Genomic DNA, 22,678 nt, shown 5'->3' on the forward strand with positions numbered 1-22,678 from the left:
TCAATATGTCATCTAAAATACCAGTTTCAGTACTAATTCCGGCAAAAAACGAACAAGCCAATTTGCCTGCTTGCCTTACTAGCCTTAGTAGAGCAGATGAAATATTCATAGTAGATTCTCAAAGTACCGACAACAGCATTGAGATTGCTAAAAGTTACGGTGTAAATGTCGTACAATTCAACTTCAATGGACGCTGGCCCAAAAAGAAAAATTGGTCTTTAGACAATTTACCTTTTCGTAATGAATGGGTGCTAATTGTAGATTGTGATGAGCGCATCACCCCCGAACTTTGGGAAGAAATTGACCAAGCAATTCAAAATGATGAATATACAGGTTATTATCTCAACCGCCGCGTATTTTTCTTAGGAAAATGGATTCGTTATGGCGGTAAATATCCTGATTGGAATCTACGTTTATTTCAACATAAAAAAGGTCGCTACGAAAATTTAAATACAGAAGATATTCCTAATACTGGTGATAACGAAGTTCACGAACACGTAATTTTGCAGGGAAAAGTTGGGTATCTCAAAAATGATATGCTCCACGAAGACTTCCGCGACCTTTACCACTGGTTAGAACGGCACAACCGCTATTCTAACTGGGAAGCCAGGGTTTATTTGAATCTTCTTACAGGTAAAGATGATAGCGGTACTATCGGCGCTAATCTATTTGGTGATGCCGTACAACGCAAACGATTTTTGAAAAAAGTGTGGGTACGCCTACCATTTAAACCCATTCTGCGATTTGTTTTGTTTTATATAATTCAACGCGGTTTTTTAGATGGCAAAGCAGGATATATCTATGCACGTTTGCTGAGTCAATATGAATATCAAATTGGCGTTAAACTTTACGAATTACGCAACTGTGGCGGTCACTTAAATACTGCAACTATCCCGAAGGAGGGAGCAGGGGAGCAGGGGAGCAGAGAAGCAGAAGCAAAGCTATTGACCATTGATTCTTGATAATGACTAATGACCAACCTTTCGTAGATTTACGCAAATATGACCAATCTTGGTTTGACCGGGGGCGTCCAAGTTGGTATGTTTTGTTATGGTGGTTTGTACAAGCGATCGCCTTTCCTCTAACTCCTCAACCGTTAAATATTCTACGTTGTGCTTTGCTACGATTATTTGGTGCTCATATCGGCAAAGGTGTATTAATTCGACCGACAGCCCGCTTTACCTACCCCTGGAAAGTCACCATTGGTAACTACAGTTGGATTGGAGATAACGTAGTTTTATATAGCCTCGATCAGATCCACATCGGTGAACATTGCGTAGTTTCCCAAAAAAGTTATCTGTGTACTGGTACTCACGATCTCCAAGATCCTGCCTTTGGGTTGAAAACAGCGAGTATCACCATCGATAATGGTGCATGGGTAGCGGCAGATTGTTTTGTTGGGCCAGGAGTGCAAATCGGGGCTAATGCTGTGATTGGCGCTCGTAGTAGTGTTTTTACTAATATGCCTTCTGGGCAGGTTTGTTGGGGAAGTCCTTGTCGTCCCAAAACGGCTCGGCTAAAACTCGATCCCTCCACAATGCCGTGATTTTATATATAAACATAGTAAGGGCGTACAGCTAGGTGTGTGCCCTTAACTTTTCCACATATTTATTTGTTTTTAGGAAGAGAATAAAAGTGCAATTGTTTGGAACAAAACCCAACATTTCCGGGGCATCGTTGAGTTGCGCTTTTCTTAACCCAACCGTTTTGAAATATAGGCATTCTGTGGAAATAGTTTACTTTTAATTAAATCTTTTTAATTTCAAGTCAAAAATTTTGTTAGTGGATTAGCCTCCAATCATGAAATGATTAAAAATTTTGGTAATAGTGTCAAAACCCTTTTATCCAAGCCTTACTCCTCAAGCGACTTGTTAATAAATTTACAGATGGTGATTAGCACAAAATAGAATTTGTCATTAGTGAATAACCAATGCCCAAGCAAAATGGTAAGTAGCAGTGGTAATATATTTTCATGGCTGCTCTGATCCTTGCTATTGATGAATAAACTATTGGATGAAACGCTGTCAATCAAAATTGCTGAACAGATAAACAGCAAAGCTAGCACTCCATTTGATAATGCTTATAAAGCAGCATTATCTACTGAGGGAGCAAGGTATATTCAGGGATTTTTAGCTTTTGCTGGGAAGCCATACAGACCTATTGAATACAGTTGGATTGAGCTAGACGATGCCTCCGATATCCGCATTATTGATCCCACATTACCTCACCTGAACAAAAATCCCCAAGAAATATGGTATTTTGCAGCACATAGTCTGACTGTAAAAAAACTGAAAGCCATCATTGAAGAATCAAAAGAAGATTATCCAGAAGACGATCCATTGCCAATCTATGGCGATCCACCTTATGAATATTACGGTGATGTAATGTTAGGTGGTCAAGACTATCTGGCAGCATATCAAGCCGCAGAGGCTAAGTGCAGAGAAATCAACGAACTAAACCCTGAAAGTAACTAATAAAAATGCAAGACTTAAAGCCTCTACCCGCTTCGGGTAGAGGTTTGGAGAGGGGTTTTAAGAATAAGTCACACATCGCGCTAATTACGAATTACGTTACTAACACTTTGCTACAATTTCGATTATTGATGAAATATTCTACAGGGTCAAAGATTTATAAGTAATTCTTTTTGCTTTTTACCTTCTCTGTGATCTAGTCTGTAACCATTCAATCAGGGGTCTTAGGGTTCCTGGCAATGCTGACTCGCTGACAGTCACTGTATGCTGCTTACCGTTATCTTCTACTGTTAACTTATACTGAAAGCGATCGCTCTGGGGAGTTGGCGAAGTAATTAGTTCCGGTAGCCTAAATAAATCAGCTGCTTCCACCAGTCGGGGAAGTATGCTGGCTTCATTTGGCGGGAGAGTGTCTGTATCAATGGTGGTTTTCTTGGTAATCCCAGCAAAGCCGCCCGTGCGTTCAAACGATATCCGCATTTTTTTGCTCTTTGTTGTGCTACTTAGTTAGGAGAAAATACAAAGACTGGGAGATAAAAACTTTTATCTCCCAGTTTAGCAATCACAAACAACACATCTAAAAAGGTTAGAAGTTGAGAATCAAAAAATTCCCCACTCCTAACTCTAAATAACTCCTACCTTTTGCCAAGCATTTCGCACAGCTTTTTGCTCATTACTGTCATTACCATACAGTTCTCCAGCAACTTGAATGGTGACACTGGCAGCTTTTTTAAAATCTGCTTTGGCACGTAGGCGATCGCGTAAAGCTATATACCAGATTTTACCAGCTTTTTCCCAGGCATAGCCACCAATCTCAACAGCCGCTAGATAAAAGGCATAGTTAGGGATTCCTGAGTTGATATGTACCCCAGCATTATCTTCAGTACCTGTATATTTATCTTTGATATGGGCTGGTTGAGGATCTTTACCCATTACAGGGTCATCATATGCTGTTCCAGGTGTTTTCATGGAGCGGAGGGCAACTCCTTTGACAGTCGATACCAAAAGACCCTCACCAATGAGCCAATCTGCCTCTTGTGCAGTCTGATTTTTAGTCTTTTGTTTCACCAAGGAACCAAAGACATCAGAAAATGACTCATTCAGTGCCCCAGGTTCGCCATAATACTGTAAACCTGCTTCGTACTGGGTTATACCGTGAGTTAACTCATGCCCAATCACATCAATTGATTTTGTGAAGCGTTGAAATAGTTCTCCGTCGCCATCACCATAAACCATTTGGTCGCCGTTCCAAAAGGCATTGTCATATTTGACACCATAATGCACAGTGGAGTCTAAACGTAGTCCTTTATCATCAATGGAATTGCGATCAAACATCTCATTAAACAAGTCATAAGTAGCACCAGCAGCATCATAGGCTTCATTCACTGCTATATCGGTGCTAGGAGGATCGCCCTCAGCACGCACCAGTGTACCAGGAAGTTGCTGCCCATATTTAGCATCGTAGATGGTGCGGCGTTTCTCACCAGGAGAAGGCGCAAACGAGATATTACCTACAACGTTTCTTCGTCCTAAAAATTGTGCCGAAATATTTAATGTATGAAATGCCCAAGTACGCTGCTGGGGATTGCCATTCACCACAACATTTTTAAGTATGTGGGGCGGTACTATACAACAAATCGGGCATCTAGAGTATGGTGATTGCTCATGCTTGAAACCGGCTGATTTCTTTTTATTTCGAGCCATCCAAGATATTCTCCTTTTGAAACTAAGTGATGGCAAACAGTGGCTTTAACTCCACTGGAGAAAAGAGCAGAAAAACGAATCAAAATCGCGTGTTCCTGGTTTCTTTTCTGAAGAAAATTTTCTACTCTGTATTTTTGGATAGGTCTATAGAAAATTGATCGTACCCTCATGGATACTTATGATGTGGAAATATTGTATAAAAACACAAAGCCAGCTTAATTACTGCAAATTTCAACCAAAACTCTTGTGTGAGTTAGCAAGACCTCCTTTACAGACCTAATGCGTTTATATATTAGTTCCGATCGAGAGAAATAATATTATTTATTGCTGTTTTGTTACTATCAAGCTGTTAATGCAATAAATGCCTATTGGAGACAGGCTAATCTCAAATCTAGGCATCCAAAACCGAGAATTTTCACAAACAGCCACCAAACACTGCTAGACCATAATATTTCCAAGGTACTACAACTGTCTTAAATCTAGCTTTGCTTAACATTTGTAAATGAGTCTCTAAGCTAGCTGGTTTTGATTAGAGTAACCTTGAGTAATGCTATTGGCACGTTTAGCGCGGATCTCTGTCAAATTAATTCCCTGTTCAACTGCCCATTCCTCTCGTGCCACCTTGTAAACTTCTGCTAAGGCTGGTGATTCTGTTAAAGTAGGGTCTACATTCCAAAAACAGCCGTCTTGAGCGAGGCTAGCAGCAATTCGCTCAAATAACTTCAATTTCATCTCATCTTGGAGATGGTGAATTGCCAAAAATGAGACACAAGCATCAAATTCGCCACCAATATCTAACTTCTCTAGATTATTTGCCCAGTCGCCAAAATCTGCTTGTATACCAGTCCAGCGTTGTTGATATCCAACTGCTGTGATTTTATCTTGGGCAAATTGCAACATTCGAGGTGAGTAATCTAGGGCAATTACTTGGGCATCTGCAAAGCGGTTGAGTATCTTAAGACTAAGTTCGCCTGTACCACAGCCTAATTCTAAAATACGCCGACTTGTGCAAGGTAAACAACGGGTAATTACCTCCAACATCTCATCGTATCGCGGTAACAGTTGGCGAATACCAGTGTCAAAATCCGCAGTTTTGGCGAATACCTCTCCAGGAAATAGCTGTTGCATGGGGATTGGAACTTACAAGTACACTAATCAATATTAATCATCCATGATTACTGAGGCGATCAGAAGCCCATCGCATAAATCGCACATACATGTCATAAAGCACAATTTGATTTTGTACTGTCCCACGCTTAATGTACGTTCCCTTAATGCGTTTATCTACTTCTGGATAGGCGCGATTTGCATTATTATTATTAAAGTTTTCTTGTTTTGCATTATAAGGTGGATTACCCATAATTACGGAGACATAAGTTTCATTTATTGCTTTATTTTTTCGGTATTCTCAACACTCATAGCAAACAAATCTAATTGCTTTCCTTCAAAAGATGTATGCTCAATAGTATCAACAAAACAGAGATTTTTAAACTCTTGATATTCACCCATCTTTTGCTTATAGGTGTATTCAATATTCAAGTTAGCAAGATAATAAGGTAGGATTGCTACTTCATTACAATGAATCTCATGTTTGTATTTATATTCCAGACTATTTTTAGGCAAATAATCAATTAATTCAGTAATAAAAGTGCCCGTTCCCGTAGCTGGGTCTAAAATATCTACATCTTTATCTGCAAGCAGCTTACCAAAATGTTTATGGGTTAAATAATCTACACTTTCAATTATGAAGCGCACAATTTCATTCGGCGCTATATAAATACACTCACAATTTTAATGGTCTTTCGGATTATGCCTGTCACGCAACCCGTTTTGTGAAGCGATCACTCTTACCTCTATGATGAAATAAGCTAATTTGCATTTAAATTGCAATAAAGTAACTAAGCTAAACTGATTAGTTCAGCAATCAGCTGTCTTTTCACTAACCTCCATGTTCCGTCACTTGCAAACTTGACATCAAATGCACTAAGCTAGCTCTAGCGCAAGGGGCTTCGCGCTGACTGTCTTTGGTTAGGCAAAAAATGGATTTTAGTCAGACTTTAATTGCCAAAAGTGATGCCATTCTCGATCAATGGGTAGAAGCGGTTTACCAGGATGAACAAATTGAAGCTACTAATGAACTTACTTTCAAAGCTGTAAAGGATAGCTTACCCCGCGTTTTGAAAGCATTAGCAACAGTACTTTCAGAATCTGAAACGAGCGATTTGCAGACAGTAGTAGATGCAAGTTTAGAACACGGTACACTTCGCGCCCAACAGGGATTTGAACCAGAGGAAATTGCGCGAGAGTATCGTTTACTCCGGTTTGTGATTTTTTCCTTTTTAGAAGAAGATTTATTACAAGGATCTGCACAAGAGGTGCTAAGGGCTGTTCGCCTGATTGATACAGTAATTGATGAAGCGATCGCCCGTTGCTTTAACAGTTATACTCAAGGACGATTACAAGAGCTTAAACAACTCCAAAGTCAGTTGCGATTAACTAACCAAGAGCTAACTCGTTTGGTTAGTGCTAGTAAAGAAAGCCTCTCTCATTTGGCTCATGAGCTGAAGACGCCTCTTACTTCAATTATCGGTTATGCAGACTTATTTCTGCGCCAGCAGCGTCAACAATCAGAACTCAAAGACACCTATACAAATCTTGAAAGTATTGAGCGAGTTCTCAAAAGTGGTAGACTTCTTGTCCGGTTAATTAACGATACTCTGGAAATTTCGCGTTACGATGCTGGACAGATGAAATTGCAGCCGACTTTAACCGATGTCCGTAGTTTAATCAACTCTATTTTAGAGATGATTGAGCCACTAGCGCGTGCGAAAGAATTATCCTTGATTGTTGACTGCGATCGCGCCCCAAGTCAAGTTAACACAGATCCTCTTCGGCTTCAGCAAATTCTGACAAATCTGCTGAGTAATGCAATTCGCTACACAGAATCTGGTTCAATTCGTCTAGAGTGCTGGACGATATGTCAACAGCAGTGGGCTATCTCCGTTATTGATAGTGGTATTGGTATTTCTTCAGATGCTCAAGCACAAATTTTCAATCCCTATTTTCGGGAAGTAAATGCTCCAAAAGTTCAAAGTTCTGATGGTACAGGATTAGGTTTAGCAATAGTTTCTCGATTGGTTCAGTTAATGGATGGTGAAATTAAAGTAGATTCACAGCTAGGAAAAGGGTCTACATTTACAGTAATTTTGCCATTAGAAGCAATCGCTCAAGTATGATACCAAATAGCCAAAGGGAATATTATTTGAAAAATAGAATAAAGTGTTGTAAAGCGCCTAGCTCAAGCTTTTTACCGTGTGTCTTAATTACGAATTACGAATTAGTATGACTGTCGCTTTGCTAAAATTCAAAACTTGAGAGTAAAATTGCAACTGAAACTGGTGCGTTACACTGCGTTAACGCACCTACAATTGGCACATCTACTCGTCAATTTGGCCAACGCGGCGGATATTCAAAATGTCGCTCATTTTCTTAATTTGGACGAACACTTGCTCTAGTTGAGAGCGATCGCGTATATCTATTCCTAAGTCGATCAATGCAGGTTGACCAGTAGAGGTTTTTACCTGGGCATGACGGACGTTGATCCCTTGATCGCTTAACCGTGACAAAATATCCTTTAGCACCCCAACACGGTCAAGGGCTTCAATTTGAACATCTATTGGATACGTATGCGGACGACCACTATTTTCAGCGCCTGGGTTCCACCTAACTGGTACTAAGCGTTCATACTCCACAGTTTCCAGATTATTGCAGCCTTGGCGATGAATTGAAATTCCCCGACCTCGCGTCACCACACCAATAATTGGTTCGCCAGGAATCGGGGTACAACACCCAGCTAAATAATACACCAAACCTTCCACCCCAAAAATTGGCGAATCAGTGTAACGTGAGGTAGTTGGAGGTGCATCTCGCAAAGCTTTTGATGTCGCTGGTTCTTTGGGGATAAATGGCGACACAGTGGAAACTGGTTGTTGTCCCTTCGCTACTTCTCGCCAGCGATTTAGCACTAGGTTCAAGGTAATTTCTCCGTAACCCAAACCGGCAAGTAAATCTTCCACGCTGTGGTAATTACACTTTTCGGCGACAATCTGCATCGCATCTGACTTCAGCAGACTATCAAAACCAGTTTTACCAAGTTCCTTTTCTAACAACTCCCGTCCACGCGCGACATTTTCTTCCCGGCGCGATCGCTTGTACCATTGTTTTATTCGATATTTCGCTGCTGAAGTTCTGACAAAGTTCAACCAATCCAAACTCGGATGGCAGTTCTTTTGAGTCAGAACCTCTACAATATCGCCATTTTGCAGCCGCGTTGACAGCGGCACCATTCGCCCATTCACCCGCGCCCCTGAACAGTGGTTTCCCACTTCTGTATGAATGCGATAAGCAAAATCTACAGTGGTAGCACCAGGACTTAAAGGAACAACATCTCCCTTAGGGGTGAAGACATAGACATCATCTTCAAATAGATTATCTTTGACGCTATCAAGATATTCTTGTGCATCCTTGAGATCGGTTTGCCATTCTAGCAGTTGCCGCAGCCAAGTAAACTTGTCATCCGTCCCTGTCAAATGACTAATACTAGAACCTCCTGTCTCTTTATACTTCCAATGGGCGGCAATCCCATACTCGGCGATATGATGCATTTCGATTGTCCGAATTTGCACCTCCAAAGGACGACCAGTTAATCCAATCACCCCAGTATGCAACGACTGGTAACGGTTAGGCTTTGGCAGTCCAATATAGTCCTTAAATCTTCCAGGAATTGGACGAAAAGCATCATGAACCACTGCCAACGCCCGATAGCAATCCTGATTGGTTTGAACAATAATCCGCAGCGCCGCCAAATCGTAAATTTCATGAAATTCCTTTTGCTGGCGGTGCATTTTTTGATAAATGCTATAAAGGTGCTTGGGGCGACCGCTGATTTCCTGAAAGTGGATTTCGGCTTGCTGCAAACGCTCTTGCAACATATTCGTAGCTTTAGCCAATTTTTCTTCTCGCGCCGTCCGTTTTTCAGAAACATGCTCTTGCATTTGGCGGTAAGCTTCCGGTTCCAAATACTTAAAAGCCAAATCTTCCAGTTCCCATTTAATTCGCCAAATCCCCAAGCGATTGGCTAAGGGTGCGAATATATCTCGCGTTTCCTGGGCACTGCGGCGGCGGCTGGCCTCTGACATATATTGTAAAGTTCGCATATTATGCAAACGATCTGCCAATTTCACCACAATTACCCGAATATCTTGCGCCATTGCCAAAAACATCCGCCGGAAGTTTTCGGCTTGGCTTTCGGTTTTGCTGGTGAAATTGATTTTAGAAAGCTTGGTGACACCTTCGACCAATTGTCGCACTTCTGGGCCAAAGCGTTCTTCTATTTCTTGACTTGTAACTTCTGTATCTTCAACGACATCATGGAGAAATCCAGCTGCTATCATAGCAGCACTGCCTCCCAAGTCACGCAGCAAGTCGGCCACAGCAATAGGATGGGCGATGTATGGTTCTCCCGATTTGCGGTATTGACCTTCATGCAGTTGGTAAGCAAATTCAAATGCTCGACCAATTAAGACGGCATCATTATGCCTTCGGTCATCTTCCCCTGCGCCGCTACTTGTCGATGACTCCTTCAAACATTTTTTTAACCATTCGGGAATGGCAAGGTCAACTGATGAATTTATCGCTATACTGCTCATACAATTTGGGTTTAGAGAGGATCGGTAGATAAGTGAATGATAAATAAAACTAGCAGCATCGCCCTGATAAAGATGCTGTTGCCCAAAGACGGGTTGGAAAAAGCAGTGTAAGGACGATTCTCCAATTGCCAATGGTAGTCATCCAGTTTGAGTTTCAAGAATCGTTAAAGAAAGAAAGAAAATCCATTGATGGCAAACAAAGCCCCAAATCACGATTTGAGGCTTTTAGTGCTGATAAGTCTTTAAGAAAGTTTATTGTAGAAGAAAAATTACTTGACATTAATACTATCTTACCTAGCACTGGATGTCTTTAAACCGTGAGAAATATCTGGCATTCGTAACTTTGTTAGAGCAATTACGCTCCGATGCCACAACTACCCAAATCACTGCGCCAGAACTGCGGCAGCGTGTAGCCACGTTGCAGCAATTTTTCGGGCAACAGATTGTGCCTTTGGCTGATGAAAACTGGCGAGTACAGTCTTATCAAACGGAGATGAGCAAGCAATTGCGCCTGTTGGAAATAGATGTGATGTTTTTCCAAGGAGCGCGGCAAGCATCTACTGTACAAACGAGACTTCAAACGATTAGCGATCGCTTGACAACCCTCATTCAATACTGTGATGCCATTCTGCAACCAGAAGCGGAAGGAGAAAAATAACAATTGTTTACCTTTTTCTCTAATTTCTCCATCATCTCATTTATGATCGATGATGAAAAGTTATTTTGCTAACAAGTTGGCATTGGGCATTGGTTATTCTCGTTGTCCCTCTAAAGTTCTGATCTAAGGAAGCCTTATCTTAGTCTTGTTCCCATTCCCCATGACCCATGCCCCATGCCCCATGCCCTATTCCCCATTCCCAATACCTTTGAGGAGAAGATTCATGGTGCGGCGCATGTATGCTTCTACTGGCTCGGTTGTGGGTTTGAAGATCAATGCATAATATAGTGACCCACTTACAAGGTCGATAATTAGGTCTAAGTCTGCATCCTTGTGAATTTCGCCTCTATACTTGGCACGCTCAAGTACTTTAGAAAAGGCTTCACGTCGGAGTTTCGTATATTTTGTCCAATAGACCTCGGCAAACTGAGGATTGCTAGACGCTGTACTAACGATCAAGGCAAGTGTCTGACGACCAAGGGGACTATCTATTTTGTTGGCGGCATTCTTAATCAGGATATTCATGTCTCCCCAAAAGCTGCCAGTATCGGGGATCGCTAAATCATCTCTGAGACTTTCTATCGCGTCTGCAACGAGTTCTTCTTTGGAAGTGTAACGCCGATAGATGGTTGTTTTACCAACTCCAGCACGAGAAGCGATCGCTTCTATACTCATGCTTTCATATCCTACCTCTGCAAGCAAGTCTAAGGTCGCTTGCAAAATCGCTTGGTCGGCATGGATGCTGCGTGGGCGTCCAGAAGTGATGTTGATTTGCTTACTCATAAAAATATCATCCCCAAGCAGTATCTTCTTGTCCATTTGCTCCATCTGAGAAACAAATAAGCCTTATAACCCAATTCTCATGCACCAAAACAGTAACAATGACCATCCATCTTTAGCATAAGTATTTCCGCCACATTTGCGGAAAAACTCTCTTGACCGTTTTTATATGATACGCTACGGTAGCGTATATATACAATACTTAATTTTAGCTTTGACGCAAGCGTAGCAAAGCCTTGGCATTGCTTGACATCTCCCAAATATTATTTGTGCTAAATAATGGCTACCAACATTAAAGGTTCTAGTTTTGACGAATTTGGTTATGTCCACGGCCCATTAAAGTGGGCGATCGCTTTTACGGCTTCTATTGGTGCGATACTAGAAGTAATTGATACTAGTATTGTTAACGTTGCCCTGACAGATATACAGGCTAGTTTGGGTGCAACTGTCAGTGAAGTAGGTTGGGTGGTAACTGGATATGGGATCGCAAATGTCGTTTTAATTCCCTTATCTGCATGGCTGGGAGATTACTTTGGACGCAAAACCTATTTTATCTTCTCGTTGATTGGCTTTACCCTGGCCTCGGTTTTATGCGGTTTGGCATTTAATCTGCCGATGCTAGTTTTTTCTCGAATTCTTCAAGGTTTGTGTGGTGGCGGATTGCTAGCTAAAGCGCAAGCGATTTTGTTCGAGACTTTTCCACCTGCTGAACAAGGTTTAGCACAGGCAGTTTTCGGAGTAGGTGTAATTTCTGGTCCAGCCATCGGCCCAACTTTGGGAGGATTTTTGGTAGATGGTTTAGGCTGGCGGTGGATTTTCTTTGTTAATATTCCCTTCGGGATTGTTGCAGTGGCGATGTCTTTCATGTTTTTACCCAAAGACAAAGATAAAAGCAAGACAAAAAGCCAAACTGTCGATTGGTTGGGGATCGGGTTTTTAGTCGTTGCTATTGGCTGTATGCAAACTTTGTTAGAGGAAGGAGAGAAAGACGACTGGTTTTCCTCCGATTTTATTACGACGTTAGCGATCGCCAGTATTATCGGCTTGGGATTGTTTATTTGGCGAGAAGTGAAAACAGATCACCCGGCTGTGGATTTGAGAGTTTTGCGCCACCGTTCTTTAGCTGCGGGAAGCGTTCTCTCAGCAGTGGTGGGTATGGGGCTTTATGGCACACTCTTTGCTGTGCCGATATTTGCTCAGAGTGTGCTGCACTTTACGGCAACGCAGACAGGACTATTGTTAGCGCCTGGTGCTTTAGCGTCTGCGATCGTTATGGTTTTATTAGGCAAACTATCTAGTAAAATTGATGCCCGATTTTTAATTGCAATGGGCGCTGTCGGATCGTCTGGAGTCATGTTTCAACTAGCAGCAATTACCCCACAAACTGGCATAGATGATTTATTTTGGCCATTGGTATGGCGTGGGGCTTTTACTGTGTTGATGTTTCTCCCTTTGAGTTTGGCAGTTTTAGGCCCGCTACCCAAACAGGATATTTCTGCTGGCTCTGGTTTCTACAACCTCACCCGACAACTGGGTGGTAGCATAGGCATTGCTCTACTCACCACTTTGCTTGACCGACGAGAAGCTTTTCATCGAGCCATCCTCTTAACAAAACTTAGTCCTTATGACCCAGAAACCAGTCAGCGCCTTGACTTCCTCAATGGGGCACTTCAAAGCCAAGGCATGGATGCGACAACAGCGCAACAACAAGCACTAGCTTTATTAAGTCAAACAGTAGATATTCAAGCTGCGGTTTTGTCTTACGCAGATTGCTTTCGAGTGGTAGGGGTAGGATTCATTTGCTCATTACCTTTGTTGCTATTTCTGGGTAAAGGCGGTGCAGGAGCGAAAGCGCCAGTCGGGCACTAGGGTAAAGGAAATAGCGATCGCATCCCTATTCTAAATTCTCTGACTGCAAAACTACGTAATAACACGGCTTTAGAATTATTCTCTGCCGAAAGTCACAGCAGAAAATTAATACACACGGATTAATCTGGATGAAAAAAGTAAAAGTCCCACTCAGTTTTGAGCGGGACTATGTGAAGTCTTATTGCTAAAATGAAAAATTTTAATCTTAGAAAAAGTTCATTATTGTAATAATCCCAACGCTGGTTAACATCATTAAAGCACCCATAATTATAGATTGGCCTAATGGATTCCCGAATTTTGCATTGTTCATTTAAGTAAAATCCCTTTTATTAATAGTTCCTTAACCATATCAAAATCAGTATAAATATCTATAAAATTAATGTAAAACTTAAATTCTCGTAACGTTTCTTAATAAATACTCTTATTTAGGCTATTATTGTATAATTTATGTCAAGTATTTGTTTTGGTTATTTTTCTTGTCCTATTCCCCATTCTCAAAGTGTAGTAATTTCCGCACAAAATAATTACCTTATATCCGAGCGGAATAGGCGTCTTCATGGAGTAAGATCGATCTTAATCAAGGTAAAATATTTGAACAGAAGATTATCATGACAGTCTCCACGGCATCTAGAAACCAAGCGATCGCTTTTGACTTAGAAAAATTAAATGAGCAATTTGAAACTGCCACTCCCAAAGAAATACTGGCATGGTCTATAGAGAATATCCCAACGGGACTGGTGCAAACAAGCGCCTTTAACGTGGATGACATGATAATTACCCATATTCTTTACAGTGAACTGAAGCATCCCGTTCCTGTGATCTTTCTCGATACCTTGCACCACTTCCCTGAAAGCCTAGAATTAGTAGCTAAAGCTATACAAATCTACAACCTGGATTTACAAACTTACAAAACTCCAGATGTAGACACCCGCGAAGCCTTTGAAGCCAAATATGGCGACAAACTTTGGGATAAGGATATTGCCCAATTCCACCACATTACAAAAATTGAACCATTATTACGGGGTTTAGACGAACTCAACAGCGTTGCTTGGATTACCGGACGCCGCCGTGACCAAGCAGTAACCCGTGCGAATATGCCCATATTTGAATTAGACGGTAAAGGTCGGCTGAAAGTAAATCCCATAGCTACCTGGACACGTCAAGACAGCTGGGTTTACGTGGCTGAACACGGAGTCATCTACAACCCCCTCCACGACCAAGGTTATCCCAGCATAGGCGACCAACCCATTACCACCAAAGTAGGTGAAGGCGAAGACGAACGCGCCGGACGTTGGCGGGGAAGTGAAAAAACAGAATGTGGAATTCATATTTAGTTATTAGTCATTGGTCATTTGTCATTAGTCATTAATATTAGACAAAGGACAAATGACTAACGACAAAGGACAAATATGATTAAAATCCTTCATCTCTCCGATATCCACATGGGAAGTGGCTTCTCCCACGGACGAATTAATCCAGCGACTGGATTAAATACACGATTGGAGGATTTTGTCAATACATTGTCTATATGTATTGATCGAGCGCTGACAGATGCTGTTGATATGGTGATATTTGGTGGTGATGCTTTCCCAGATGCTACACCACCGCCTTATGTACAACAAGCTTTTGCTAGCCAGTTTCGCCGTCTCATGGATGCCAATATTCCAACAGTGCTGTTGGTAGGCAACCACGACCAACATTCCCAAGGACAGGGAGGCGCGAGTTTAAATATTTACCGCACTTTGGGAGTGCCAGGGTTTGTTGTTGGTGATGCATTAACTACGCACTGTATCCAAACCCGCAATGGCAAAGTGCAAGTAATTACCCTGCCTTGGCTGACTCGTTCAACTTTGATGACTCGTCAAGAGACTGAAGGTTTGTCTTTGGCGGAAGTCAACCAACTATTAACGGAACGTCTGCGAGTTGTTATAGAAGGGGAAATTCGCCGCCTTGACCCCGATGTGCCTACTATCCTTTTAGCTCACTTGATGGCAGACAATGCTACCTTGGGCGCAGAACGCTTTTTGGCAGTAGGTAAAGGCTTTACTCTACCCCTATCTTTACTGACGCGACCTTGTTTTGATTATGTAGCGTTGGGACACGTCCACCGCCACCAAAATCTGAATAAATCCAACAACCCGCCGGTGATTTATCCAGGAAGTATTGAGCGGGTAGATTTCAGCGAAGAAAAAGAAGACAAAGGCTATGTGATGCTGGAACTGGAGCGGGGGATGGCTGAGTGGGAATTTTGTCCTTTGACAGTTCGGACTTTCCGCACCATTGAGGTGGATGTCTCAAAAGCAGATGAGCCGCAAGCAGTGTTAATGAAAGCGATCGCTAAATATAATATTGAAGATGCTGTAGTGCGGCTAATTTACAAACTCCGCTCCGAACAGATGGATTTAATTGACAGTTCCTCTCTACATACTGCTTTAAGTGCCGCTCATACCTACACCATTCAAGCAGAATTAGTCAGTCAATTAGCCAGACCCCGGATTCCTGAATTGAGTGCGAGTAGCAGCATTGACCCAATGGAAGCGTTGAAAACTTACTTGAACAATCGCGAAGACCTTAAAGACATCGCAACCTCAATGATGGACGCAGCCCAGAAATTGCTAGCAGATGAAGTGGAAGTTTGGCTAGAAGCAGCAACTAATGAGTAGGATAAAGCCAATTAATTTACTATACTCCACTCCCCAAAAGTTATGACACAAACAATTCAAGCAAAGGTCATTGACTTACGCTATTTAATCGATAACTTTGGTATTGAGTTAGTTTTGGATGGCTCATTCTTCTGTGAATGGCAAGAAGATTTACCAGAAATAAATGATTTAGATAAACAACTTTTAGACAAGGTAAAAACGGGTTATTTTAATCTTCTTAATTACCTACCTTTACTAGAAGATATAGTCAGAATGGCATTTGTAGACCCATTGCTTTTTATTGGGGATTTTTATCTAGCTCCATTTTATGTAAAATCAGAAGAATCTATAGATATTGCTGTGCCAGATGAAGATGTAATTATCAAAGGTAGAATAGATACCTTAGTTCTAAAAGAGCAATTTTGGGTGATGATTATTGAGTCTAAAAGAGCTTCGTTTTCAGTGGAACAAGGACTCGCACAAATTCTTGCTTATATGTTAGGGAATCCGTATACTGATAAACCCAATTTTGGTATGATTGCCACGGGAAGCGAGTTTATTTTCGTCAAATTAGTGAAAGTAAATCCACCGCGTTATGCTTTATCAAAGGGTTTTTTGATGCGAAACCCTGGAAATGAGTTGTACGACGTGCTACGTATATTAAAACACCTGACTCAGTTGGTGAGTGCTTAAATCTTAACTTATAGCCTGATTATATTTTCTCACTGAAGGGGCGATCGCTCTTTCAATAATGAGAGAATAATTAATATAGTATAAAGTCAGAAAATAAGAATGATGAAGCGAGAATTTAATGTAATTCTCGAACGAGATGCAGATGGCTACTTTGTTACTTCCGTTCCAAATCTTCCTGGTTGTCATACGCAAGCCCAAACTTTAGATGAGCTAATGAAGCGTATTAGAGAAGCGATTGAACTTTGTTTAGAATTTGAGGAAGAACAGCAGGATTCACTAGACTTTGTTGGTATTCAGCGAGTCGCAGTTGAGATATGAGTCAATTCCCAAGCGTCACAAGACGCGAAGTTATTGCAGCCTTTAGCAAAGTCGGTTTTGAAGTGGCTAGAGTTCGTGGCAGTCATCATATTATGATACATAGCGATGAGCGTAGGACAGTAGTTCTTGTACATTCAGGTGAAACAATTGGTCGTGGTTTGCTAGCACAAATACTACGCAATTGCCAAATAACTCGTGAAGAATTTAGGGAATTATTATAAGTATTGATGCTTTTGAGAGTTTGACATTATATACATATAAGAGATAGTTGTAATGAGCGATCGCCTGATTATATTTTCTCGCAATAGAGGCGATCGCATTACTAAATCTCAGCATACCTTGATTCAGTAGTGAGTGCGATCGCTAAATATGATATTCAAATTACTGTAGTGCGGCTACTTTATTTTAAAAACAGCTTGACAGCTAAAAAAAGTCGAGTTTCCACTACTGTTTTGTATTACTCGTAACATATTTTTTAGCAAATAGTATGTATGCATCTGGATTGTTTCGCTTTCCAGCAGAAAAACCCGTTTTTTGAAATGCCTTGGTAAATCAGATTTTGATGATAAATTGCTCACCTAGTAAAAAAAAATAATCCAGATGAGAAATATTATTCTATATACCCTATAATTCTCATAATCACGGTATCCATGTAGAAATACCGTAGATTTAGGGGTGATTCCAATGAGCAAGTCGCAACAAACAATAAAATTAAGTAAATTCCTAAGTGAGGGAATACAAGCTTATGCCATGAAAGCCTTGCGCACTATGCAACTATCGTATCAACACGTAATTAGAAGTTGGTTGGTTGGACGCAGTATCCAAAGCTTTGTGAGCCTGTTTTTAATAAGTATTTTTTTGAGTATAGCAGTTACCTCCTGTTCGGGAAGCAGTTCAGCTAGCAAAAATGATGTTAAGTTAAAACTAGTTTCATTCTCTGTCACTAAAGCCGCTCATGACCAGATAATTCCTAAATTTGTCGAAAAATGGAAGCAAGAACACAACCAAAATGTCACATTTGAGCAAAGTTATGGTGGTTCTGGCGCTCAAGCGGCTGCTGTGATTGACGGTTCCCAAGAAGCAGATATAGTACACTTGGCACTTCCCCTAGATGTTAGCAAAATTGCTCTTGCAGGTTTGATTAAATCAGGTTGGGAAACCAAAGCTCCGAGAAGTGGTATTGTAAGTAGATCGGTTGCTGCGATCGTCACTCGCGAAGGCAACCCGAAAGGCATTCAGACTTGGGCAGACTTGGCAAAAGATGGCGTAAAAGTGATTGCGGCTAACCCAAAAACTTCTGGTATTGCTATCTGGGAATTCTTAGCTTTCTGGGGTTCGGTAACTCTAACAGGTGGTGATGAGGCGAAAGCACTAGATTATGTCACCAAAGTTTATAAGAACACCCCTACTCTCACAAAAAATGCTCGTGAGGCTAGCGATTTATTTTTCCAAAAAGGTGAGGGAGATGTCTTAATCAACTACGAAAATGAGGTGATTTTGGCGGGCAAAAATGGGAAGCAGTTGCCTTATGTTGTACCCCAAGTCAATATTTCTATTGACAATCCTGTAGCGGTAGTTGATAAAAACGTTGATAAACACAGTACAAGAGAAGTTGCACAAGCATTTGTTGATTTTCTTTACTCCACAGAAGCTCAACAGGAATTTGCTAAATTACAATATCGTCCTGTTAACCCCACTGTTAACCAAGAAGTAGCATCACAATATCCGCCAATTAAAACTTTATTCACATCTCAAGATTTAGGTGGTTGGGATATTATTCAGAGCAAGTTTTTTGGAAATGGGGCAATTTTTGACAAAATTTATGCTGTCAGTAAAGCATGACATCTATATTTTTCTAGCAAATAGCCAAGCAAACATAAATAATTTTCAATCACTTTACCTCAATTGATAATTTATGAGCTTTCATAGCAGATTTAAAGATAGCTTTATCCTCACATTTGTAATGATTATTGCCACCACTATCAATGCTTGTAGCAGCAGTGAGGAAAAGAAAAGTCAGGTGAGTCTTGATGGTGCGGCTGTAGGTTTTCCTATTTCTTTAGCAGTTGCAGAAGAATACGGTAAATTCAAACCTGAAGCTAAAGTAAGCGTTGCCTCAAGTGGTACTGGCGGTGGTTTTAGTAAATTTTGTAATGGCGATATTGATATTGCTGGTGCTTCTCGCACCATTAGAGATGAAGAAATCAAAAAATGTCAAAGTAAGAATATTAAATTTGTCGAGTTGCCTGTAGCTTTAGATGGTATCGCCGTGATTGCCAACCGCCAAAATAACTTTGCCAAATGTCTAACTATTAAGGAACTGGGTAAGATTTGGGGCGGCAAATCAGATGGCAAAATCTTGAAATGGAATCAAGTTAATCCTAAGTTTCCTAACGAAAAGCTGAAGTTGTATGCTCCATCTTCTGATACGGGAACATTCGATTATATGACTCAAGCTGTAACTGGCAAAGCCAAGAATGGCCGTACAGACTACACTGCCACTCAGAATCAAAACCTTCTCGTACAAGGAGTGTCAGGTGATGCAACAGCTTTGGGTTATGTAGGCATATCTTACTATATTCAAAACCAAGAAAAACTGAATCTAGTTGCTGTGGAAAGTCCTACAGGAAAGTGCGAAAAACCAGTTCCAGTAGATAATGTGATTAAAAATATCTATACACCTTTGTCTCGTCCTCTCTTCATCTATGTCAGTAAAAAATCCTTAGATACTAAGCCAGCAGTAAAAGAATTTGTAGATTTTTATTTAGAAAATTCCTGGAAGTGGGTAGATAGTGTTGGTTATGTGGCACTACCTGATGAAGCTTATGTCAAGGTAAAACGAAAATTTGCTACTGGCGAAACTGGGACAAAGTTTAAAAAAGCAAAACCGGGTGAACCAATCACAAACTTTATTTAAATAAAATTCGAGTCATTGTAGTCTGATTGTAGTTAAAAATTAACTGTTTATGCAGAATACTAATTATCAAGATGAGCCTTATCTATTATCTAGACATTCACTGGATAAAAATGCATCTGAAGATATATCAGAAAAGATTGTTGCGGCAATTTTATTTGCTTGTGCTTTAGTTTCAGTTTTGACTACCTTTGGTATTGTCGTAATTATCTTTCAGGAGACATTCAGTTTTTTCCAAGAAGTCTCTTTTGCCCAATTCTTTTTTGATACTAAATGGACACCTCTATTTGCTAATAAACATTTTGGTGTTTGGCCATTAATTAATGGCACTTTATTGACTACAGCTATTGCGATGGCAGTTGCTATTCCTTTGGGCTTATCTTCTGCCATTTATTTGAGTGAATATGCTCAACCTAAAGTAGCAGCAATTTTACGTCCAGCAGTGGAACTTTTGGCAGGAATCCCAACGGTAGTATACGGTTACTTTGCGCTGTTGTTCCTTACACCATTGCTGCGGAATTTTATCCCTCTGGAAATATTCAACGCTTTGAGTGCAGGGTTAATGATGGGAATAATGATTACTCCTACTGTTGGTTCTATCAGCTTAGATGCTATTAAAGCAGTTCCACGTTCTTTGCGAGAAGGATCTTATGCTTTAGGTATCACTAAACTGGAAACCATTTTTAAAGTAGTTCTACCAGCCGCACTTTCTGGAATTATAGCGTCGATTATTTTGGGTATTTCTCGTGCTGTCGGTGAAACAATGACTGTCCTCATCGCCGCCGGACAACAACCAAGATTAACTGTTAACTTCATGGAATCAGTAGAAACCATGACAGCTTACATGGCGCAAATTTCTAGTGGAGATAGTCCGCGTGGTAGTCTCAATTTCAAGACATTATATGCTGTAGGCGCTGTTCTATTTCTACTTACCCTTGCTTTGAATATTGTCAGTTACTGGATTGCTAATCGCTTTAAAGAAAAATACGACTAAATAGATATGGCTACAAGTTATCAACAAGATGATTCTTTAGAATCTGTGGCAGAATTTACCGATAATGTTGAGAGTAGGGATAAATTAGGGAAAGTATTTGAAGTACTTTTTTTGTTAGGATTGCTGATTGGTTTATTTATCCTAGCGTTGCTACTTTTTGATATTTTAAAAGACGGATTAGCCAGATTTTTGTCACCCGGCTTTTTGACGGAAACTCCTTCTCGTTTTCCTGAGCAAGGTGGTATTCGTCCTGCGATTATCAGCAGTATGCTTTTAGGAGCTGTTGTGATTTTGGTTACTGTTCCTATTGGTGTCGGAGCAGCTTTATATCTAGAAGAGTATGCACCTAAAGCTTGGTGGACAGTAATTATTGAGATTAATATCAGTAATTTGGCAGGTGTACCTTCTATTGTTTATGGATTGCTGGGTTTAGGGGTTTTCAATTATTTACTTGGGTTTGGCCCCGCTTTGATTTCTGGTGCATTGACTTTATCTTTGTTGTCTTTACCAGTAATTATTGTCACTTCTAGAGAAGCAATTCGCGCTGTCCCGGATTCCTTGAGAAATGCTTCTTACGGATTAGGTGTTACAAAATGGCGAACTATCAGCAATCATGTCATACCTTATGCTATTCCCGGTATTCTGACCGGGGTAATTATTTCTGTATCCCGTGCCATTGGTGATGCAGCTTCTCTAATTGTTGTAGGTGCTGTGGGTTTTCTTACCTTTAATCCTGGTTTGTTTCAGAGATTTATGGCATTACCTATTCAAATCTATAGTTATATCACTCGTCCTGAACCAGGTTTTGCTAGTGCAGCCGCCGCGACAATTATTGCGTTGTTGCTCTTGATTTTAACTTTAAATGGTGTAGCAATTTATATCCGGCAACGCTTCTCGATACGTTAGGTAATTAAATATCTAATTGATACGTTCACAAATATTAGGAGATACGCAAAGTGACTTATAGCAATAGTAGAAGTCAATCCGATAGTGCCACAATCGATCAAGAAAAGAGCGTATTCAATGTTGAAGGTGTGAAGGTGTTTTATGGAGGATTCCTGGCACTTTTAGATGTCTATCTAAAGATTCCTAATAAACAAATTATTGCTTTTATTGGCCCTTCAGGATGCGGTAAAAGTACCTTACTGCGTTGCTTCAACCGGATGAATGATTTAATTCCTGGTGCTAAAGTTGAGGGTAGACTGAATTATCGCGATCGCAACATTTACGATCCGAAGATCAATTCTGTAAAATTACGCCGCCAAGTCGGCATGGTTTTTCAAAGACCAAATCCCTTCCCCAAGTCAATCTACGAAAACATTTCCTTTGGCCCGCGTGCTAACGGTTATAAAGGTAACATCGATGAATTGGTGGAAGATTCTCTCAGACGCGCTGCTATCTGGGATGAAGTCAAAGATAAACTCAAAGAGAAAGGAACTGCATTGTCTGGCGGACAGCAGCAACGACTTTGCATAGCAAGAGCGATCGCCATGAAGCCAGATGTATTATTGATGGATGAACCATGTTCTGCTCTCGACCCAATTTCTAGCCGCCAAGTAGAAGAACTCTGCTTAGAACTCAAGGAGCAATATACCATCATTATGGTGACACACAATATGCAGCAAGCTTCTAGAGTTGCAGACTTCACGGCTTTCTTCAATACAGAAATTGACGAGCATGGTAAACGTCGCGGAAAATTAGTTGAGTTTAATCCTACAGTTCAAATGTTCAGTTCTCCTCAAACCAAAGAAGCTGAAGATTATATCAGTGGACGCTTTGGTTAAAGAGACATCACAGCAGAAGGGGAAAGGTAAAAACCAAGTTCAGTTGTGAGCGACTATTACTCGTCTGCTCTTTAATCTTTCCCCGTAGTTATACCAGTTCTCCATGAAGATGCACTAAATTAGTAGAAGCAGAAACAAGGTGT

The 22,678-nt window shown here is 40.7% G+C and carries 23 protein-coding genes and 1 pseudogene; 17 read left to right on the forward strand and 7 right to left on the reverse strand.

Annotated elements, in window-relative coordinates; genetic code table 11:
* Positions 1 to 5 precede the first annotated feature (5 nt).
* From ACFE93_RS21040 to ACFE93_RS21050, 3 genes are all read left to right on the forward strand, one after another.
* Entirely contained in the window at positions 6 to 962 is a 957-nt protein-coding gene (locus ACFE93_RS21040) for a glycosyltransferase family 2 protein (protein WP_375475878.1), read from the forward strand.
* Between the two features lie 2 nt (positions 963 to 964).
* Complete coding sequence (gene hpsU / locus ACFE93_RS21045) at positions 965 to 1,546, forward strand: hormogonium polysaccharide biosynthesis acetyltransferase HpsU (protein ID WP_375475880.1); 582 nt, start codon at positions 965 to 967, stop codon at positions 1,544 to 1,546.
* 451 nt (positions 1,547 to 1,997) lie between these two features.
* On the forward strand, positions 1,998 to 2,474 hold the full coding sequence (locus ACFE93_RS21050) for a hypothetical protein (RefSeq protein WP_375475882.1): 477 nt from the start codon (positions 1,998 to 2,000) through the stop codon (positions 2,472 to 2,474).
* Between the two features lie 177 nt (positions 2,475 to 2,651).
* Here the strand turns inward: ACFE93_RS21050 and ACFE93_RS21055 are convergent, their stop codons facing one another.
* The 5 genes and pseudogenes from ACFE93_RS21055 to ACFE93_RS21075 all read right to left on the reverse strand — a co-directional run bounded on the left by ACFE93_RS21055 (position 2,652) and on the right by ACFE93_RS21075 (position 5,930).
* A complete protein-coding gene (locus ACFE93_RS21055; RefSeq protein ID WP_375475884.1) occupies positions 2,652 to 2,951 on the reverse strand; it encodes a protealysin inhibitor emfourin in 300 nt (99 codons plus the stop codon).
* A gap of 144 nt (positions 2,952 to 3,095) precedes the next feature.
* Complete coding sequence (locus tag ACFE93_RS21060; RefSeq protein ID WP_375475886.1) at positions 3,096 to 4,175, reverse strand: M4 family metallopeptidase; 1,080 nt, start codon at positions 4,173 to 4,175, stop codon at positions 3,096 to 3,098.
* Between the two features lie 415 nt (positions 4,176 to 4,590).
* Positions 4,591 to 5,303 (reverse strand): annotated as a pseudogene (locus ACFE93_RS21065) (class I SAM-dependent methyltransferase).
* 37 nt (positions 5,304 to 5,340) lie between these two features.
* The gene (locus tag ACFE93_RS21070) at positions 5,341 to 5,535 is read right to left on the reverse strand and encodes a hypothetical protein (RefSeq protein WP_375475888.1); all 195 of its coding nucleotides are present in this window, start codon (positions 5,533 to 5,535) and stop codon (positions 5,341 to 5,343) included.
* 23 nt (positions 5,536 to 5,558) lie between these two features.
* On the reverse strand, positions 5,559 to 5,930 hold the full coding sequence (locus tag ACFE93_RS21075; protein ID WP_375475890.1) for a hypothetical protein: 372 nt from the start codon (positions 5,928 to 5,930) through the stop codon (positions 5,559 to 5,561).
* Between the two features lie 284 nt (positions 5,931 to 6,214).
* On the opposite strand from ACFE93_RS21075, the gene ACFE93_RS21080 reads away from it, so the two are divergent.
* Positions 6,215 to 7,411, forward strand: a complete 1,197-nt coding sequence (locus tag ACFE93_RS21080; RefSeq protein ID WP_375475892.1) for an ATP-binding protein — start codon at positions 6,215 to 6,217, stop codon at positions 7,409 to 7,411.
* Between the two features lie 201 nt (positions 7,412 to 7,612).
* Here the strand turns inward: ACFE93_RS21080 and ACFE93_RS21085 are convergent, their stop codons facing one another.
* A complete protein-coding gene (locus ACFE93_RS21085; RefSeq protein ID WP_375475893.1) occupies positions 7,613 to 9,883 on the reverse strand; it encodes a RelA/SpoT family protein in 2,271 nt (756 codons plus the stop codon).
* 131 nt (positions 9,884 to 10,014) lie between these two features.
* Between ACFE93_RS21085 and ACFE93_RS21090 the strand changes: the two genes are divergently transcribed.
* Together ACFE93_RS21090 and patD are read left to right on the forward strand one after the other, a co-directional pair.
* Positions 10,015 to 10,197, forward strand: coding sequence for a hypothetical protein (locus ACFE93_RS21090; protein WP_375475895.1), 183 nt, complete (start codon positions 10,015 to 10,017; stop codon positions 10,195 to 10,197).
* On the forward strand, positions 10,188 to 10,541 hold the full coding sequence (gene patD / locus ACFE93_RS21095) for a heterocyst frequency control protein PatD (RefSeq protein WP_375475897.1): 354 nt from the start codon (positions 10,188 to 10,190) through the stop codon (positions 10,539 to 10,541). The genes ACFE93_RS21090 and patD overlap by 10 nt, the downstream gene beginning before the upstream one ends.
* Positions 10,542 to 10,727: 186 nt before the next feature.
* On the opposite strand, the gene ACFE93_RS21100 is transcribed toward patD, so the two are convergent.
* Positions 10,728 to 11,324, reverse strand: coding sequence for a TetR/AcrR family transcriptional regulator (locus ACFE93_RS21100; protein WP_375475899.1), 597 nt, complete (start codon positions 11,322 to 11,324; stop codon positions 10,728 to 10,730).
* Between the two features lie 276 nt (positions 11,325 to 11,600).
* Between ACFE93_RS21100 and ACFE93_RS21105 the strand changes: the two genes are divergently transcribed.
* The 11 genes from ACFE93_RS21105 (at position 11,601) to pstB (ending at position 22,535) form a co-directional block, all read left to right on the forward strand.
* The gene (locus ACFE93_RS21105) at positions 11,601 to 13,190 is read left to right on the forward strand and encodes a DHA2 family efflux MFS transporter permease subunit (protein WP_375475902.1); all 1,590 of its coding nucleotides are present in this window, start codon (positions 11,601 to 11,603) and stop codon (positions 13,188 to 13,190) included.
* Between the two features lie 608 nt (positions 13,191 to 13,798).
* Complete coding sequence (cysH, locus tag ACFE93_RS21110) at positions 13,799 to 14,524, forward strand: phosphoadenosine phosphosulfate reductase (protein ID WP_375475904.1); 726 nt, start codon at positions 13,799 to 13,801, stop codon at positions 14,522 to 14,524.
* A 75-nt stretch (positions 14,525 to 14,599) separates the two neighbouring features.
* Positions 14,600 to 15,853: an exonuclease subunit SbcD gene (gene sbcD, locus ACFE93_RS21115; RefSeq protein WP_375475906.1), complete on the forward strand. Its 1,254-nt coding sequence runs from the start codon at positions 14,600 to 14,602 to the stop codon at positions 15,851 to 15,853.
* A gap of 42 nt (positions 15,854 to 15,895) precedes the next feature.
* Positions 15,896 to 16,525 (forward strand): restriction endonuclease subunit R, encoded by a 630-nt coding sequence (locus ACFE93_RS21120; protein WP_375475908.1) that lies wholly within the window; start codon positions 15,896 to 15,898, stop codon positions 16,523 to 16,525.
* A gap of 99 nt (positions 16,526 to 16,624) precedes the next feature.
* Positions 16,625 to 16,843: a type II toxin-antitoxin system HicB family antitoxin gene (locus ACFE93_RS21125; RefSeq protein ID WP_375475910.1), complete on the forward strand. Its 219-nt coding sequence runs from the start codon at positions 16,625 to 16,627 to the stop codon at positions 16,841 to 16,843.
* On the forward strand, positions 16,840 to 17,064 hold the full coding sequence (locus tag ACFE93_RS21130) for a type II toxin-antitoxin system HicA family toxin (RefSeq protein WP_375475912.1): 225 nt from the start codon (positions 16,840 to 16,842) through the stop codon (positions 17,062 to 17,064). The genes ACFE93_RS21125 and ACFE93_RS21130 overlap by 4 nt, the downstream gene beginning before the upstream one ends.
* A gap of 463 nt (positions 17,065 to 17,527) precedes the next feature.
* Positions 17,528 to 18,685 carry a sulfate ABC transporter substrate-binding protein gene (locus tag ACFE93_RS21135; RefSeq protein ID WP_375475914.1) on the forward strand — a complete coding sequence of 386 codons (1,158 nt, stop codon included), beginning with the start codon at positions 17,528 to 17,530 and terminating at the stop codon, positions 18,683 to 18,685.
* A gap of 73 nt (positions 18,686 to 18,758) precedes the next feature.
* Positions 18,759 to 19,760 carry a PstS family phosphate ABC transporter substrate-binding protein gene (locus ACFE93_RS21140; RefSeq protein WP_375475916.1) on the forward strand — a complete coding sequence of 334 codons (1,002 nt, stop codon included), beginning with the start codon at positions 18,759 to 18,761 and terminating at the stop codon, positions 19,758 to 19,760.
* A gap of 49 nt (positions 19,761 to 19,809) precedes the next feature.
* A complete protein-coding gene (gene pstC, locus ACFE93_RS21145) occupies positions 19,810 to 20,751 on the forward strand; it encodes a phosphate ABC transporter permease subunit PstC (protein ID WP_375475918.1) in 942 nt (313 codons plus the stop codon).
* Positions 20,752 to 20,757: 6 nt separating this feature from the next.
* Positions 20,758 to 21,657, forward strand: a complete 900-nt coding sequence (pstA, locus tag ACFE93_RS21150; RefSeq protein WP_375475920.1) for a phosphate ABC transporter permease PstA — start codon at positions 20,758 to 20,760, stop codon at positions 21,655 to 21,657.
* Between the two features lie 50 nt (positions 21,658 to 21,707).
* Positions 21,708 to 22,535 (forward strand): phosphate ABC transporter ATP-binding protein PstB, encoded by an 828-nt coding sequence (pstB, locus tag ACFE93_RS21155; protein WP_375475922.1) that lies wholly within the window; start codon positions 21,708 to 21,710, stop codon positions 22,533 to 22,535.
* The last annotated feature ends 143 nt before the right edge of the window (positions 22,536 to 22,678 follow it).

The organism is uncultured Nostoc sp., assembly GCF_964247315.1.
GTDB lineage: Bacteria > Cyanobacteriota > Cyanobacteriia > Cyanobacteriales > Nostocaceae > Nostoc.